This is a genomic window from Winslowiella sp. 2C04 (assembly GCF_050037805.1).
Taxonomy (GTDB): domain Bacteria; phylum Pseudomonadota; class Gammaproteobacteria; order Enterobacterales; family Enterobacteriaceae; genus Erwinia; species Erwinia toletana_A.
Genome location: NZ_CP188300.1, coordinates 1,866,781 through 1,881,277, shown reverse-complemented (window position 1 = coordinate 1,881,277; position 14,497 = coordinate 1,866,781). Strand labels below are relative to the sequence as shown.

At 52.7% G+C, this 14,497-nt stretch carries 21 protein-coding genes; 15 read left to right on the top strand and 6 right to left on the bottom strand.

Annotated elements, in window-relative coordinates; translation table 11 throughout:
- Positions 1-4 precede the first annotated feature (4 nt).
- Positions 5-466, bottom strand: a complete 462-nt coding sequence (gene yedD / locus ACP3TC_RS08350; RefSeq protein WP_426817998.1) for a lipoprotein YedD — start codon at positions 464-466, stop codon at positions 5-7.
- Positions 467-623: 157 nt separating this feature from the next.
- Between yedD and ACP3TC_RS08345 the strand changes: the two genes are divergently transcribed.
- Positions 624-947: a DUF6388 family protein gene (locus tag ACP3TC_RS08345; RefSeq protein ID WP_426817997.1), complete on the top strand. Its 324-nt coding sequence runs from the start codon at positions 624-626 to the stop codon at positions 945-947.
- A 332-nt stretch (positions 948-1,279) separates the two neighbouring features.
- Positions 1,280-1,528, top strand: a complete 249-nt coding sequence (locus tag ACP3TC_RS08340; protein WP_313852455.1) for a CsbD family protein — start codon at positions 1,280-1,282, stop codon at positions 1,526-1,528.
- 41 nt (positions 1,529-1,569) lie between these two features.
- Here the strand turns inward: ACP3TC_RS08340 and iraP are convergent, their stop codons facing one another.
- On the bottom strand, positions 1,570-1,860 hold the full coding sequence (iraP, locus tag ACP3TC_RS08335; protein WP_426817996.1) for an anti-adapter protein IraP: 291 nt from the start codon (positions 1,858-1,860) through the stop codon (positions 1,570-1,572).
- Between the two features lie 75 nt (positions 1,861-1,935).
- Positions 1,936-2,229, bottom strand: coding sequence for a hypothetical protein (locus ACP3TC_RS08330; RefSeq protein WP_313852457.1), 294 nt, complete (start codon positions 2,227-2,229; stop codon positions 1,936-1,938).
- 239 nt (positions 2,230-2,468) lie between these two features.
- Here ACP3TC_RS08330 and ACP3TC_RS08325 point away from each other — a divergent pair, with 239 nt between their 5' ends.
- Entirely contained in the window at positions 2,469-2,711 is a 243-nt protein-coding gene (locus ACP3TC_RS08325; protein WP_313852458.1) for a DinI-like family protein, read from the top strand.
- 124 nt (positions 2,712-2,835) lie between these two features.
- Positions 2,836-3,015: a YnfU family zinc-binding protein gene (locus ACP3TC_RS08320; protein WP_426817995.1), complete on the top strand. Its 180-nt coding sequence runs from the start codon at positions 2,836-2,838 to the stop codon at positions 3,013-3,015.
- Positions 3,016-3,198: 183 nt separating this feature from the next.
- Here the strand turns inward: ACP3TC_RS08320 and cspE are convergent, their stop codons facing one another.
- The 3 genes from cspE to fliE all read right to left on the bottom strand — a co-directional run bounded on the left by cspE (position 3,199) and on the right by fliE (position 4,618).
- Positions 3,199-3,411 carry a transcription antiterminator/RNA stability regulator CspE gene (cspE, locus tag ACP3TC_RS08315; protein ID WP_052900423.1) on the bottom strand — a complete coding sequence of 71 codons (213 nt, stop codon included), beginning with the start codon at positions 3,409-3,411 and terminating at the stop codon, positions 3,199-3,201.
- Positions 3,412-3,737: 326 nt separating this feature from the next.
- On the bottom strand, positions 3,738-4,004 hold the full coding sequence (locus tag ACP3TC_RS08310) for a hypothetical protein (RefSeq protein ID WP_313852460.1): 267 nt from the start codon (positions 4,002-4,004) through the stop codon (positions 3,738-3,740).
- A 302-nt stretch (positions 4,005-4,306) separates the two neighbouring features.
- Positions 4,307-4,618 carry a flagellar hook-basal body complex protein FliE gene (fliE, locus tag ACP3TC_RS08305; RefSeq protein ID WP_313852560.1) on the bottom strand — a complete coding sequence of 104 codons (312 nt, stop codon included), beginning with the start codon at positions 4,616-4,618 and terminating at the stop codon, positions 4,307-4,309.
- A 238-nt stretch (positions 4,619-4,856) separates the two neighbouring features.
- On the opposite strand from fliE, the gene fliF reads away from it, so the two are divergent.
- The 11 genes from fliF (at position 4,857) to fliP (ending at position 14,449) form a co-directional block, all read left to right on the top strand.
- On the top strand, positions 4,857-6,575 hold the full coding sequence (gene fliF, locus ACP3TC_RS08300) for a flagellar basal-body MS-ring/collar protein FliF (RefSeq protein ID WP_426817994.1): 1,719 nt from the start codon (positions 4,857-4,859) through the stop codon (positions 6,573-6,575).
- Positions 6,572-7,564, top strand: coding sequence for a flagellar motor switch protein FliG (fliG, locus tag ACP3TC_RS08295; RefSeq protein ID WP_313852563.1), 993 nt, complete (start codon positions 6,572-6,574; stop codon positions 7,562-7,564). Before fliF ends, fliG begins: the two co-directional genes overlap by 4 nt.
- Entirely contained in the window at positions 7,557-8,249 is a 693-nt protein-coding gene (gene fliH, locus ACP3TC_RS08290; RefSeq protein ID WP_313852564.1) for a flagellar assembly protein FliH, read from the top strand. Before fliG ends, fliH begins: the two co-directional genes overlap by 8 nt.
- Positions 8,249-9,610: a flagellar protein export ATPase FliI gene (gene fliI, locus ACP3TC_RS08285; RefSeq protein WP_313852565.1), complete on the top strand. Its 1,362-nt coding sequence runs from the start codon at positions 8,249-8,251 to the stop codon at positions 9,608-9,610. Before fliH ends, fliI begins: the two co-directional genes overlap by 1 nt.
- Positions 9,611-9,667: 57 nt before the next feature.
- Positions 9,668-10,114 (top strand): flagellar export protein FliJ, encoded by a 447-nt coding sequence (gene fliJ / locus ACP3TC_RS08280; RefSeq protein WP_313852566.1) that lies wholly within the window; start codon positions 9,668-9,670, stop codon positions 10,112-10,114.
- Positions 10,111-11,289 carry a flagellar hook-length control protein FliK gene (locus tag ACP3TC_RS08275; RefSeq protein WP_426817993.1) on the top strand — a complete coding sequence of 393 codons (1,179 nt, stop codon included), beginning with the start codon at positions 10,111-10,113 and terminating at the stop codon, positions 11,287-11,289. The genes fliJ and ACP3TC_RS08275 overlap by 4 nt, the downstream gene beginning before the upstream one ends.
- A 132-nt stretch (positions 11,290-11,421) precedes the next feature.
- Positions 11,422-11,907: a flagellar basal body-associated protein FliL gene (fliL, locus tag ACP3TC_RS08270; RefSeq protein ID WP_313852570.1), complete on the top strand. Its 486-nt coding sequence runs from the start codon at positions 11,422-11,424 to the stop codon at positions 11,905-11,907.
- Between the two features lie 4 nt (positions 11,908-11,911).
- Positions 11,912-12,919, top strand: coding sequence for a flagellar motor switch protein FliM (fliM, locus tag ACP3TC_RS08265; RefSeq protein ID WP_313852572.1), 1,008 nt, complete (start codon positions 11,912-11,914; stop codon positions 12,917-12,919).
- The gene (gene fliN, locus ACP3TC_RS08260; RefSeq protein WP_313852574.1) at positions 12,912-13,322 is read left to right on the top strand and encodes a flagellar motor switch protein FliN; all 411 of its coding nucleotides are present in this window, start codon (positions 12,912-12,914) and stop codon (positions 13,320-13,322) included. Before fliM ends, fliN begins: the two co-directional genes overlap by 8 nt.
- Positions 13,323-13,718: a flagellar biosynthetic protein FliO gene (gene fliO / locus ACP3TC_RS08255; RefSeq protein ID WP_426817992.1), complete on the top strand. Its 396-nt coding sequence runs from the start codon at positions 13,323-13,325 to the stop codon at positions 13,716-13,718.
- Positions 13,718-14,449: a flagellar type III secretion system pore protein FliP gene (fliP, locus tag ACP3TC_RS08250; RefSeq protein WP_313857748.1), complete on the top strand. Its 732-nt coding sequence runs from the start codon at positions 13,718-13,720 to the stop codon at positions 14,447-14,449. The genes fliO and fliP overlap by 1 nt, the downstream gene beginning before the upstream one ends.
- The last annotated feature ends 48 nt before the right edge of the window (positions 14,450-14,497 follow it).

Below are 14,497 nucleotides of genomic sequence, written 5' to 3'. Positions count from 1 at the left end.
GGTATTAGTTTGCCGTTTTCTTCACTTGCATCAGTGCCGGCTCAATATTTTGCAACGACGCAGCAGCCGGATTGCTGGACAGCGCATCAAGTGCCTGCTGACACTCTGCCGTCGGATGATCCATTTTCCGCAGCTTCAGTCCGTCATAGTGCAGGGTTGTACCTTCCAGCTCCAGCGGCATTACCCGTAGCTGTTTATTCACATTCACGTAGTCATCGCCCAACACCGTCAGCTTGCCTGGCTTGGCAATCACGCGCTGCCACTGACGGCAGTCGAGCGTATCGCCTTCAGCGGTAATCAGCAGGCTGGCCACCGCCTGATCGCTAATCAGCCCGCTTTGCGGCCCTACGCTCTGCCAGCTACCTTGCAGCGTGACCGGCGCAGGGGTTTTGACCGCCTGATCGTAATTGGTAATCTGCGTACAGCCGCTTAACGCCACCGCACAAAATACAATCCACTTCTTCATTTATTATCCCTGTCCTCGATGCGTACGCGGGTAAGTTATGATTTTCAGTTAAATACCGCAAGAAACATTCAACAAATTTGCCCGACAGCGGCTTCGGGGAGGCATCGGCGGTTTATCAAGTGTAAACTAGGCGGATTGAATCAAAAGGAAAACTGCCATGAAAACCCCTGAAGAGTACTACACCCTTGCCCGCGCCATGTTTTTACAGGCGCATCCTGATTTCCAGGCCGGGCTGGATAAAATCAGCGAACAGGATGCACAAGCGCTGGGTATGACGCAGGAAAAATTGAAAGAGATTCAGGCCGATCGTATCTATGCCGCTTTTCTTCGTGCCAAAAAACAGGATGCGATGCTGTTTTCAATTCAGCTGGCCGAACCAGATAAAGCCGTAGCGGCCAAGGCGATAGAAAAATACCTGCGTACCCACGCTGAAGCGCTGGGCATGACCTGGGAAGAATTCTGCATAAAGAATGAACTATAAGCATTCAGCCAGTTATAAGAACAGGACTGCCAGAAACATGCATCGCATATACTCCTCCGACCAGGGGGTTTTGTACAATTATAGTTGTACAAGTTAGAGGTTATTGTATAAGTTTAACAGGCGAGTAACATCGCTGATTACCCTTGTAACGAATCGTGCTGTTGCACGGCCTTTGGAAGTGTTACTGGATTTCCACTTCCAGAGGTTCTTTTTTTTGCCCTCCCTCCCCCCAATGCAACATTTATAAACATCTGACTCTGCAAGCTTTCCAAATCATGGTCTACGATTAATAGTGTCTCGTATTGAGGACTCAACACACCTAAGGAGAAGCTATGTTTGAACAGGCAAAAGACAAAGTTGATGAAGCAATTGGTGCCGGTCAGGAGCAGTTTGGTAAAGCAGCAGGCTCTTCTGAACATGAATTAAAAGGCAAAGTACGCCAGAAGCTGGCACGTGGTAGCTATGCGGTGGATGACTTTGTTGATACTGTTAAACAACAAACCAAAAGTTCTCCACTGGCTTCACTGGCGGTAGCAGCGGGTATTGGTTTTGTACTTGCTAAAGTGATTGGCCGTAAATAAGCCGATATTGAGCCCGCCGTCGCGGGCTCAATTGCACTGGCTTACTCAGTTACCGTTGATTGTTCATCAACATAGCGCGTTACCGCCAGCAGACGATTAACGTGGATCAGCAACAGATCAACATCGGCCTGTAAAAATTCAACGGAAGTTCCTGCCGCAGTCATAATTGCATTCTGGATGTTCTCGGAGATATTGTTGGAACCCTCCTTTCCTGCAGTCAGCAACAGCGCGGCAATCAGCAGTGACTGTGCCTCAACCTGAGCCGCCAGCTCTTTGGCATCAACGTCCATCTTAGCCATTTTCATTAAAATATCGATGACCAGTTGCTTCATTATTGTTCCTCTGTGTATTCCTGTCATGAAACTATCACCAGACGGATCATCTGGTAAACAACCCGGCTGAAAATATCAGTCAGCGCTCATCGCTTTCACACGCGAGTAGCCGTAGCTGAAAGTCTGGTCGCCCGGACAAACCAGCACCAGCACATCACCCGATTGCGCTTCGCTCAGCATTTCATCCAGTTCAGTATCAAACTCTTTGCTCAGATTTGGCAGTGCCATCAGCATATCGCCCGGATAATCTTCGTTGTCATCCACCGGCATATCTTCAATGCGTGAACCTTTTACTACGTAAATCAGCAGTTGCTTATCATCATGCAGCACTTCTGCTTTTAAGTGTTTACCCGTGGGGTGCTTTGCCATACCTACTCCTGCAAAAATGGTTGACTGCTGGCAACGACACAGCGTCTGATAACCCTGGTAAATTACCACCACTGCTGGGGCTTCGAAAAGCCAGCCAGCGCGATAACCGGTAATAATCCACAAAATCGGCTAACAAATCGTCATTCAGCCTGCGACAACCATTGATACTGTATTATTATCCAGTATTATTAGCGAAGCACATTACAATGACAAGGTTTCTCACAGAGAGGTTGACAGCAATGTTCGTCGAGTTGATTTACGATAAGCGCAATGTGGCAGGGCTGAACAATGCCAATGAAATGATTCATGAGGAACTGGAAAAACGCATCCATCGCGCCTTCCCTCATGCACTGGTTAAAGTTAAACCGATGCAGCGTAACGCCATCGAAACCGACGCCAGTAAAAGTGATAAAGCGATTATGGCGCGAATTATTGAAGAGATGTTTGAAGAGGCCGATATGTGGCTGGTGGCAGATTTTTAAATTTTAAGCAGACATATTGATCTTTAACCCTATTATCGCCTGCCGATTAAACAGACAATATAAGGCGGGCTATTGAAAATAATAGAGCGTAAACTGAGCTACCGGTCACAATGAGATCAACAAAATGATGAATCTCGACAGCTTACGCTTTTTTCGTAACCGCACGAAACAAATAACATGCCCATCATGTTCAAATAGCAGCAAACAGCAATCATCCAAAATCGCTAAAAACCAGACGCTGATTTGCGCACACTGCGGCCACTATTTCACTTTAACGCAGCGCGATAAAGAAAAAATATCCTGACTGCGCCGATAAATAACGGCTTAATTCTTTCTCTGATAATTATTTCCAGAACGCTTAATCGTATTTCACTTGCCGTTTAGCAGATACAAAAAAACCCGCACAAGGCGGGTTTTCTTTTACAGGCTCTTAACTGCTCCGGTCGCTGCCATCATCGCTGTCGTAAGAGGCCTGCGGCGTCATCACTTAGCGTGCGATAACGTTGGTCGCTGAAGGACCTTTAGCGCCGTTCTCAACAGAGAACTCTACGCTCTGACCTTCGTCGAGGGTCTTGAAGCTATCGCCCTGGATTGCAGAGAAGTGTACGAATACATCTTTGCTGCCATCGGTAGGAGAAATAAAGCCAAAACCTTTCTCAGCGTTAAACCATTTTACTAAACCAGTCATTTTGTTAGACATAATACTTTCCTCTGAATTTCATAAGCCTGTTTTAATCAGGCGGACAGGATTGCTTTGCAGATAATACTTATGAGCAAGGTAATAAGAAGAATCAGGGAAAGAGATATCTGAGATAACGCTCGAACTGAGAACTGCTTTAATAAAATCGCTTGGCATAAATAGGTCTGTATCACAAACCGATGCGCTATTTACACATGTAACGATTTTTTTAGCAAGCATTATCATCGTTTTATTTTGTCAGCGTAATGTAAATGCGACGGCTTAATTTCATTTGCCGCAAAAAAAAGACCCGCATAAGCGGGCCCGTTGTAGCAAGTATCAACCTGTCAGGCTTCGTTATCGATGCGATTGGCTTCAATCTCTAAATCCTGAACGGTTTTTTCCAGTGCTTCAAGCACCGCACCCTGTTTAGTCAGCAGGTCATTGATCGCTTCAGCGAACTCTTTGTTCTGATACTCACCTGCGTCAAACGCCAGCCAGTGTGTTGACAAGGTTTCCGTATTGGTCTGCGCATAGTGACGCATCTCTTTCAGCTGTGAAGTCACATCACGTAAATGATCGGTCGGCGTTTTCAGAGTTTCATTATCACTCATGCTGGTTCCCTTTCTGGTTAATTAGCGTAAGAAAATCAAACTACACAGTTAAATGTAGTAGCAAATCACCGTTTCGCCTTAGGAATAATCGGAAGATGTTCAGCAGCATGTTTTTCAGGCACAAAAAAAGCTGCCAGCTAAGCTGGCAGCTCTCAGATATTCCTTGGCCTTTCTCCGGCGCTTATCTCCGGCACTCGCGTTATACGCGGCGTTAGCTCTGTCAAAGGTCAGATACTATTATGCACAGCAATGGTTAAACAAACATTACACAGCGCACAGTTTTAGCAGTAATCAGAATGGCTTTAAACCTGCATATTCATCACATCCTGATACGCCGATACCAGCTTATTACGCACCTGAATCCCCATCTGCATTGAAACAGAAGATTTCTGTAGATCGACCATAACATCATTCAGAGACACGCCAGCTTTACCCAATTCGAAGTCCTGCGCCTGGCTGCGTGCTGCGCTCTGCGTCTCGCTGATTTTACTCAATGCCAGTTTCAGCTGCCCGGCAAAATCTGCCTGCGCGACCGCGTCAGTGCTTTTATTGCTGGCCTGAAGCGTCGCCACCTGCAATTGCTGCACCACACTTTCAATGCCCTGAATAGCCATTTTTACCTCGAACTGGATAACGGATGATTTTTACGACAGCAAACTTATCACAGTGTCAATCGGACAAAGCCCGCAAATAAGCGCAAAAGCTATGGCTTATCAGCCCATCGAATTTTACGAATCAGAAAATAATGGCCGTCCATCGAGGTGGAACTTTTATTGTAAGCCGCATCAGGGAGTCAGTTTTGCTACCACGCCACGTGAAACAGTCCGGTCATCAGTCAGGCAGGAATCGGTCATGAATGCTACCACTCAGGATTCAGCTGAAAAGAAAGGCTTCAATGACCTTTTGGTTCGCCTGCGCGCAAACCCACGCATTCCCCTTATTATCGCCGCAGCCGCCGCCATTGCCGTGGTTATTGCCATGATTCTGTGGGCGAAAGCCCCCGACTATCGCGTTCTGTATAATAACCTTACTGATGAAGATGGCGGCGCAATTGTTACCCAGCTGACCCAGATGAATATCCCCTACCGTTTTGAGGACAAAGGGGGTGCGCTCATGGTGCCGGCGGAAAAAGTCCATGAACTGCGACTGCGGCTTGCCCAACAGGGACTGCCAAAAGGCGGCGCGGTCGGCTTTGAACTGCTGGATAAAGAAAAATTCGGCATCAGCCAGTTCAGCGAACAGGTTAACTATCAGCGTGCGCTGGAAGGTGAGCTGGCACGCACCATTGAAACCTTCGGGCCGGTAAAAAGCGCACGCGTGCATCTGGCGATGCCTAAACCGACGCTGTTTGTGCGCGAACAGAAGTCGCCTTCTGCGTCAGTCACGCTGAATTTGCAACCGGGACGAGCGCTGGATGAAGGTCAAATCAGTGCCGTGGTGCATATGGTCTCCAGTAGCGTTGCTGGCTTACCGCCAGGTAATGTGACGGTGGTCGATCAGGCTGGCCGACTGCTGACGCATGCGGACGGCGCTGGACGCGATCTCAATGATGCACAACTTAAGTACACCACTGAAGTAGAAAGCCGCTATCAGCAGCGTATTGAGGCGATTCTTGGCCCAATTGTCGGCCAGACTAACGTACATGCTCAGGTTACCGCCCAGATTGATTTTGACAGCCGCGAACAAACCAATGAGCAGTATAAACCGAACAACGATCCCAACAATGCGGCGATCCGTTCACGTCAAAGCAGCGTCAGTGAACAACTGGGTGGACAGTATCCAGGTGGCGTGCCGGGCGCGCTGTCGAATCAACCCGCCCCTGCCAATGCAGCTCCGGTTACCCAGCCAAATAACAACAATAATACTGCGGCTAACGCCAACAATAACACGGGTGCTAATGCTAATAATGGCACCACCAATACCAGTAACAGTGAGCGTGCTCTTCCTTCCAACAGCCGTAAGGATGACACCACCAACTACGAAGTTGATCGTACGATCCTGCATACCAAAATGAATGTCGGCAACATCAAACGCCTCTCGGTGGCGGTAGTGGTGAACTATCGTGCCGATGATCAGGGCAAAGCGATCGCGCTGAATCAACAACAAATTAAACAAATTGAAGATCTGACCCGCGAAGCAATGGGTTACTCCACCGAGCGTGGCGATAGCGTCAACGTGGTCAACTCACCGTTTACCCAGAGCGATATCAATGGTAGCGAGCTGCCCTTCTGGCAACAGCAGTCGTTCTTCGATCAGCTGATGAGTGCCGGACGCTGGCTGTTGGTGCTGTTGGTGGCCTTTATTCTCTACCGCAAACTGGTACGCCCGCAGCTGCTGCGTAAACAGCAGCAAGAAAAAGCCCGTGCCCAGGCCAGCGCCCAGCAGCTTCAGCGCCAGGAGGAGCAAGAGGCCTTCTCGGTGACGCTGAGCAAAGATGAGCAGGATCTGGATCGTAAATCACAGCAGCGGATGAGTGCTGAGCTGCTGAGCCAACGCATTCGCGATATGTCTGAGAACGATCCACGCGTCGTAGCGCTGGTGATTCGCCAATGGATGAGTAACGAACTATGAGTCTGACCGGTACTGAAAAAAGCGCCATTATGATGATGACGATTGGCGAAGAGCGTGCGGCTGAGGTGTTTAAACATCTTAACACTCGCGAAGTGCAACATCTCAGCGCGGCAATGGCGAATATGCGACAGGTTTCGCATAAGCAGCTGACCGAGGTACTGCGCGAGTTCGAAGCCGATGCCGAGCAGTACGCCGCGCTCAGCATCAACTCTAACGACTATCTGCGCTCTGTGCTGATTAAGGCACTGGGCGAAGAGCGCGCGGCCAGCCTGCTGGAAGATATTCTCGAAACGCGTGAAACCACCAGCGGTATGGAAACACTTAACTTTATGGAGCCACAGGCCGCAGCCGACCTGATTCGCGACGAACATCCGCAGATTATCGCCACTATCCTCGTGCACCTGAAACGGGGTCAGGCGGCCGATATTCTGGCGCTGTTCGATGATCGTTTACGCCACGATGTGATGCTGCGTATCGCCACTTTTGGCGGCGTGCAGCCTGCCGCGCTGGCTGAACTGACCGAAGTGCTGAACACCCTGCTGGATGGTCAAAACCTCAAGCGCGCGAAGATGGGCGGCGTAAGAACCGCAGCCGAAATTATCAACCTGATGAAAACCCAGCAGGAAGAAGCGGTTATCGAAGCGGTACGCGAATTCGATGGCGAACTGGCGCAGAAAATTATCGACGAGATGTTCCTGTTCGAAAATCTGGTTGAGGTGGACGATCGCAGTATCCAGCGCCTGTTGCAGGAAGTGGAGTCCGAACAGTTGCTGATTGCGCTGAAAGGTTCCGAACAACCGCTTCGTGAGAGATTCCTGCAGAATATGTCGCAGCGCGCTGCCGATATACTGCGCGACGATCTCGCCAACCGTGGCCCGGTGCGTATGTCCGCAGTGGAAAACGAGCAGAAGGCGATTTTGCTGATTGTTCGTCGTCTGGCAGAAAGTGGCGAGATGGTGATTGGCAGCAGCGAGGAAACGTATGTCTGATGCCTTTTCTTCCCGCCCGTGGCAAACCTGGCAGCCTGACGACTTCGCGCAGCCGGAAAAGCCAGCGGTTGAGGAATATACCGCCCCTGAGGTCGAAGCTGAAGAGAGTGATCTGCAACAGAACCAGCTGGAACTGTTGCAAACCCAGGTGCGCAATGAAGCTCAGGGCTTAGGCTACGCTGAAGGTCAGCAGAAAGGCTTCAACGACGGTAAAAAAGCGGGTTATGACGTCGGTTATCAGCAAGGTCTGGCGGAAGCAAAACAGCAGCAGGCACCGTTACAGGCGCGAATGCAGCAGTTGGTTGCCGAGTTTCAGCATACGCTGGAAGCGCTGGACAGCGTGATTGCCGCACGCCTGATGCAGCTGGCGCTGGAGGCGGCGCGTCAGGTGCTGGGTCAGGCGACCGCGGTCGACGGTTCGGCACTTTTACGTCAGATTCAACAGATGATCCAGCAGGAGCCTATGTTCAGCGGTAAGCCACAGTTGCGGGTTCATCCGGACGATCTGCCGCAAATTGAACAGACGCTTGGTGCCACGCTGACTCTGCACGGCTGGCGCTTACTGGCCGACAACTCGCTGCATCCCGGCGGTTGCAAGGTCAGCGCTGAAGATGGCGACCTTGATGCCAGCATCGCCACCCGCTGGCATGAACTGTGCCGTCTGGCTGCACCGGGAGAGCTGTAATGACCTCGCGTCTCTCACGCTGGCTCGGCGCACTCGACGCGTTTGAACAACGTCTTAGCCAGCTGCCAACGGTACGCCGCTACGGTCGCCTGACGCGCGCCACCGGGCTGGTGCTGGAAGCCACCGGCCTGCAACTGCCGCTTGGCGCAACCTGCGTCATTGAACGCTACGACGGCCAGCAGGTGGCCGAAGTTGAGAGCGAAGTGGTTGGCTTCAACGGCCAGAGGCTGTTTCTGATGCCGCTGGAAGAAGTGGAAGGCATTCTGCCGGGGGCGCGGGTTTTTGCCCGCGTGAGCGGAGACAGCCAGCACAGTGGCAAACAGCTGTTACTCGGCCCGCAGCTGTTGGGCAGAGTGCTGGATGGCAGCGGGCGTCCGCTGGATGGCCTGCCTTCGCCAGAAACCGGCTACCGGGCAGCGCTGATTACCCCGCCCTTCAACCCGCTACAGCGCACGCCAATTACCGATGTGCTGGATACCGGCGTTCGCGCGATTAATGCCCTGCTCACCGTCGGACGCGGCCAGCGCATGGGGCTGTTCGCCGGTTCCGGCGTCGGTAAAAGCGTGCTGCTCGGTATGATGGCGCGCTACACCAAAGCCGATGTGATCGTCGTCGGGCTGATCGGTGAGCGTGGTCGCGAAGTGAAAGATTTTATCGAGAACATTCTTGGGGTTGAAGGACGCGCGCGCGCGGTGGTGATCGCTGCTCCCGCCGATGTCTCTCCGCTACTGCGTATGCAGGGTGCCGCCTACGCCACCCGCATCGCCGAGGATTTTCGCGATCGTGGTCAGCACGTTCTGCTGATCATGGACTCCCTGACGCGCTATGCCATGGCGCAGCGTGAAATCGCGCTGGCGATTGGTGAACCGCCCGCCACTAAAGGTTATCCACCGTCGGTATTTGCCAAACTACCCGCGCTGGTTGAGCGCGCCGGTAATGGTATCGATGGCGGCGGTTCAATTACCGCTTTCTATACCGTACTGACTGAAGGCGACGATCAGCAGGATCCTATTGCCGACTCGGCGCGCGCCATCCTTGACGGTCATATCGTGCTGTCACGCCGTCTGGCTGAAGCGGGCCACTATCCGGCAATTGATATTGAAGCGTCGATCAGCCGTGCAATGACGTCACTGATTGATGAAAACCATTACGCCAAAGTGCGCCAGTTCAAACAGTTACTTTCCAGCTATCAGCGCAACCGCGATCTGGTCAGCGTCGGCGCTTACGCCGCTGGCAGCGATCCGATGCTGGATAAAGCCATCAGGCTTTATCCGGAACTGGAAGCGTTTCTGCAGCAGGGCATTTTCGAGCGCAGCAGTTACGACGATGCCTTACTGCATCTGCAGGCCATTTTTGGTTAACCATCACCAGCGGCCAGCATTGCTCGTTTCAGCGTAAACAGTTCAGGTGAGGCCAGTATGGCAAAGCAAAGCACGGCGATTGAGACACTGCGCGATTTAGCGCAAAAAGAGGTGGAGAAAGCCACGCAGCAGCTGGGCGATGTGCGGCGCGCGCATAAGCAGGCCGACGATCAGCTCTCTATGTTGCTCGACTACCAGCACGAATATCGCAACCAGCTTAACAGCAATATGTCGTCCGGCATTGCCAGTACCCGCTGGCACAACTATCACCAGTTTATTCTGACGCTGGAAAACGCAATTGAGCAGCATCGTCATCAGCTGGCGCAGTGGAACAGCAAACTGGAGCAGGCGTTGCGCTGCTGGCGCGATAAACAGCAGCGGCTGCATGCTTACGAAACTCTGCAAGCCCGTGCTCTGTCGACGGCATTACTACAAGAAAACCGTCTCGATCAGAAACGGATGGATGAATTTGCCCAACGGGCATCATTGAGGAAAGGCGAATGATCACGCTGCCAACACTTCCGACGGCGGTCAGCGCCGATACCAGCGTCGAACTCAGCGCCGTCAGCAACAATTTAACCGCCAGTGACGCTATGCCGCCGGCGTTTTTGACCCTGCTGGGCAACCGCCTGTTAACGCTGGCACAGCAATCCGGCACTGTCGCAGGCGCAACTGCCAAACTGCCGGGGCAGCAAAGTCGCGAGGAAAAATCGCTGCCTGCCAGCGAACTCAGCACCCTGCTTGCCGCGCTGGATAAACCAGAAGCGTTAAATGCACTGCTACAAAGCGAAAAGAGTAAAGTCCAGCCAGAATCCGCCGATGATCAACAGCAGCTTAAGCCAGCGGAGCTAACCGACGGTGATAAACAGGCGTTACAGGCGCTGTTTGCCATGCTGCCACCAACGCCGGTTAAGCCTGATTTCACCGCGGCAAACCCTGACGACGCCAGCAGTACTGGCATTGACAATGAAACTGACGGCAGTAAACAGCACGGTCTGAATGCGCTGTTGAGCAGCCTGACCCGTAACAGCACGCCCGCGCAGACGAGCATGGATACCCGCGCCAGCCTGTCGGCCAGCTCTTCCTTTCAGCAGACGTTAAGCAGTATTAAGCAAGAGCAATCGACAGAGAGTCAGCCGACCAGCTTGCCGGCTGTCGCCCCCCTCAGCGCCGCCAGTACGCCGCTGACACCGACAGCATCGGCCAGCGTTATGGCGCCTGCCACGCCGCAGCTGAATTCGCAGCTGGGCAGCCCGGAGTGGCAGCAGGCACTGAGCCAGCAGGTGGTAATGTTCAACCGTAACGGCCAGCAAAATGCTGAGCTGCGCCTGCATCCGCAGGATCTCGGATCGATTCAAATCAGCCTGAAACTGGATAACGACCAGGCGCAGCTGAATATGGTTTCGGGTCACAGCCAGGTGCGTGCCGCACTTGAGGCCGCCATCCCGCAACTGCGTACTGCGCTGGCAGAGAGCGGCATTTATCTCGCGCAGAGCAACGTCAGCAGTGATGCCTCTGCGCAGAGCCACTCTTTCAGCGGCCAGCAACAGTCAGGTGGCAACGCCAGCGGTAACTCTGGCAGGACGCGGGATAACGATGGCGAGATAACGCCGATTGCCGTTCCGGCCACCCTTCAGGCACGCGCGATCGGCAACAACGCTGTTGATATTTTCGCCTGATAGCGGCAAACGCCGAAGCTAGCAGTAAAACTCGCGTCTTTTCTGGCTATTGAACGACAAAAGACGCGGGATAATCTGACCTGGCTCTGCGGCTGGCGTCGCCCATCTAATTCACAGGAAGTTACTGCAAAAATGTCTGATATCGCGAAAGCCAAAGGCCGCAAACGTTCAATAATGATCCCGCTGTTACTGATTGTCACAGTGGCCGCTTGCAGCGTGGCAGGCTATGCAGTCTGGCGAATGATAAAAAAACCCGCTGATGCCACAGAAACCACGGCAAAAAAACAGCCCCCAGCCGCCCCTCTGTTTTTTGCACTTGATACTTTTACGGTGAACCTGGTCAATGCCACCAGCGATGCCGATCGCGTGCTGTATATCGGCTTTACGCTGCGCCTGCCCGATGAAGAGACACGTCGCCGCATGAACGAATATCTGCCTGAAGTGCGTAGCCGACTACTGCTGCTACTCTCGCGTCAGAATGCATCAACACTGATGAGTGAACAGGGCAAACAGGATCTGATGACGCAGATCAAACAGGTGCTGGCAGCGCCACTGGTTGAGGGTCAACCTCCACAGGTCGTAAACGATGTGCTGTTTACCGCCTTTATTTTGAGGTGATTCGATGGGCGATAACATTCTTTCGCAAGCTGAGATCGACGCGCTGCTTAACGGCGACAGTGACAGTACCGCAGACGAAAAAGTTAAAGGTTTGGGCGAAAGCGATATTCGTCCCTACGATCCCAATACCCAGCGCCGTGTTGTTCGTGAACGCTTACAGGCGCTGGAAATCATTAATGAACGCTTCGCGCGACAATTCCGCATGGGATTATTTAATTTGCTGCGACGCAGCCCGGACATCAGCGTCGGCGCCATTAAAATTCAGCCTTATCATGAGTTTGCCCGCAACCTTCCGGTGCCAACCAACCTGAATCTGGTGCACCTGAAACCGCTGCGCGGCACCGCGCTGTTTGTCTTCTCGCCTGCGCTGGTTTTTATCGCGGTAGATAACCTGTTTGGTGGTGATGGACGCTTCCCGACCAAAGTTGAAGGTCGTGAATTTACCCATACCGAGCAGCGGGTGATTCGCCGCATGCTGAAGCTGGCGCTGGACGGCTACAGTGACGCCTGGAAAGCGATTTATCCACTTGAAGTGGAGTATGTGCGCTCGGAAATGCAGGTGAAGTTTACCAATATTACTACATCGCCGAATGACATTGTTGTGACGACGCCCTTCCAGGTGGAGATTGGCAATCTGGTGGGTGAATTTAATATTTGCATTCCGTTCAGCATGATCGAGCCGCTGCGCGAACTGCTGGTCAACCCGCCGCTGGAAAACTCGCGCCAGGAAGATCAGAGCTGGCGCGAAACGCTGGTCAAACAGGTTCAACACTCGGAGCTGGAATTAGTGGCTAACTTTGCCGATGTTTCATTACGCCTGTCGCGCATTCTGCAATTGAAACCCGGTGACGTGCTGCCGATTGAAAAGCCCGATCGCATTCTCGCCCACGTCGATGGCGTGCCGGTATTAACCAGTCAATATGGCACGTTGAACGGTCAATATGCGCTGCGTGTGGAACATTTGATTAACCCAATTTTGAACTCGCTGAATGAGGAACAGGCCCATGACTGACAGTAATAAACCAGCCGACGGTAACGCGTCTGCGGACGATCTGTGGGCTGAAGCCATGAATGAGCAAGCAGCATCCGCCAGCTCGCCGTCAACGGATAACGTCTTTAAGTCCTTTGAAAATAATGATATTGCCGGTTCGTTGCAGGATATCGATCTGATTATGGATATCCCGGTCAAACTGACCGTCGAGCTGGGTCGTACCAAAATGACCATTAAAGAGTTGCTGCGCCTGTCGCAAGGGTCTGTCGTGGCGCTGGATGGGCTGGCCGGTGAACCGCTGGATATCCTGATTAACGGCTACCTGATTGCCCAGGGTGAAGTGGTGGTGGTCGCGGATAAATACGGCGTTCGCATCACCGATATTATTACGCCTTCTGAACGCATGCGTCGTCTGAGCCGATAAATGAAAAGCAGCACCCAGCCGCTTCAATCTATGCCGTCCTCGCCTGCCGTGCCTTCCGCGGGTTCGATGCTGACGCAGGTCAGCTCGGTGCTGGCCTTTATTGTGTTACTGATCCTCGCTTGCGCCTGGCTGGCGCGGCGCTGTGGCTTTGCGCCCAGGCGAGTCAGCTCCCAGTCGCTAAACGTCAGCGCCAGCGTCAGCATCGGCCAGCGTGAGCGTGTGGTGATTGTTGATGTGGACGATGCGCGTCTGGTGCTGGGTGTTACCGCCCAACATATTACCCATCTGCATACCTTGCCGCCAAAAGCGCCGGACCCACAGTCTGAGCCGATGGCAACGGCAGATTTTCGTCACCTGCTACAGACGTTCCTGAAACGCTCCGGAAAATCGCAATGATTCGTCGACTGTTATCACTGTTGCCACTGTTAATGCTGACGCCAGAGGTATATGCCCAGCTTCCGGGCCTGGTCAGCCAGCCGCTGGCCAATGGTGGACAAAGCTGGTCACTGCCGGTGCAGACGCTGGTTTTTCTCACTTCGCTGACTTTTTTGCCCGCAATCCTGCTGATGATGACCAGTTTCACCCGCATCATCATCGTCTTTGGTTTGCTGCGCAATGCGCTTGGTACTCCGTCAGCGCCGCCAAACCAGGTAATGCTCGGTCTGGCACTGTTCTTGACCTTTTTTATTATGGCGCCGGTGTTCGACAAAATTTATCAGGATGCTTATCTGCCATTTAGCGAGGACAAGATCAGCATGGAAGTGGCGATTGATAAAGGGGTGCAGCCGCTGCGTGAATTTATGCTGCGTCAGACGCGCGAAGCGGACCTGGCGTTATTCGCCCGGCTGGCGAATACCCCACCGATAGCTGGCCCGGAAGCAGTGCCAATGCGCATTCTGCTGCCAGCCTATGTGACCAGTGAGCTGAAAACCGCGTTCCAGATTGGTTTTACGGTGTTTATTCCGTTTCTGATTATCGATTTAGTGGTCGCCAGCGTGCTGATGGCGCTGGGAATGATGATGGTGCCACCGGCGACCATCTCGCTGCCGTTTAAGCTGATGCTCTTTGTGCTGGTCGATGGCTGGCAACTGCTGGTCAGCTCACTGGCACAGAGTTTTTATTCTTAACCTTAACTGGCGGCGTAATCGCCTGCTCTGCCATCAGGAAATATAACA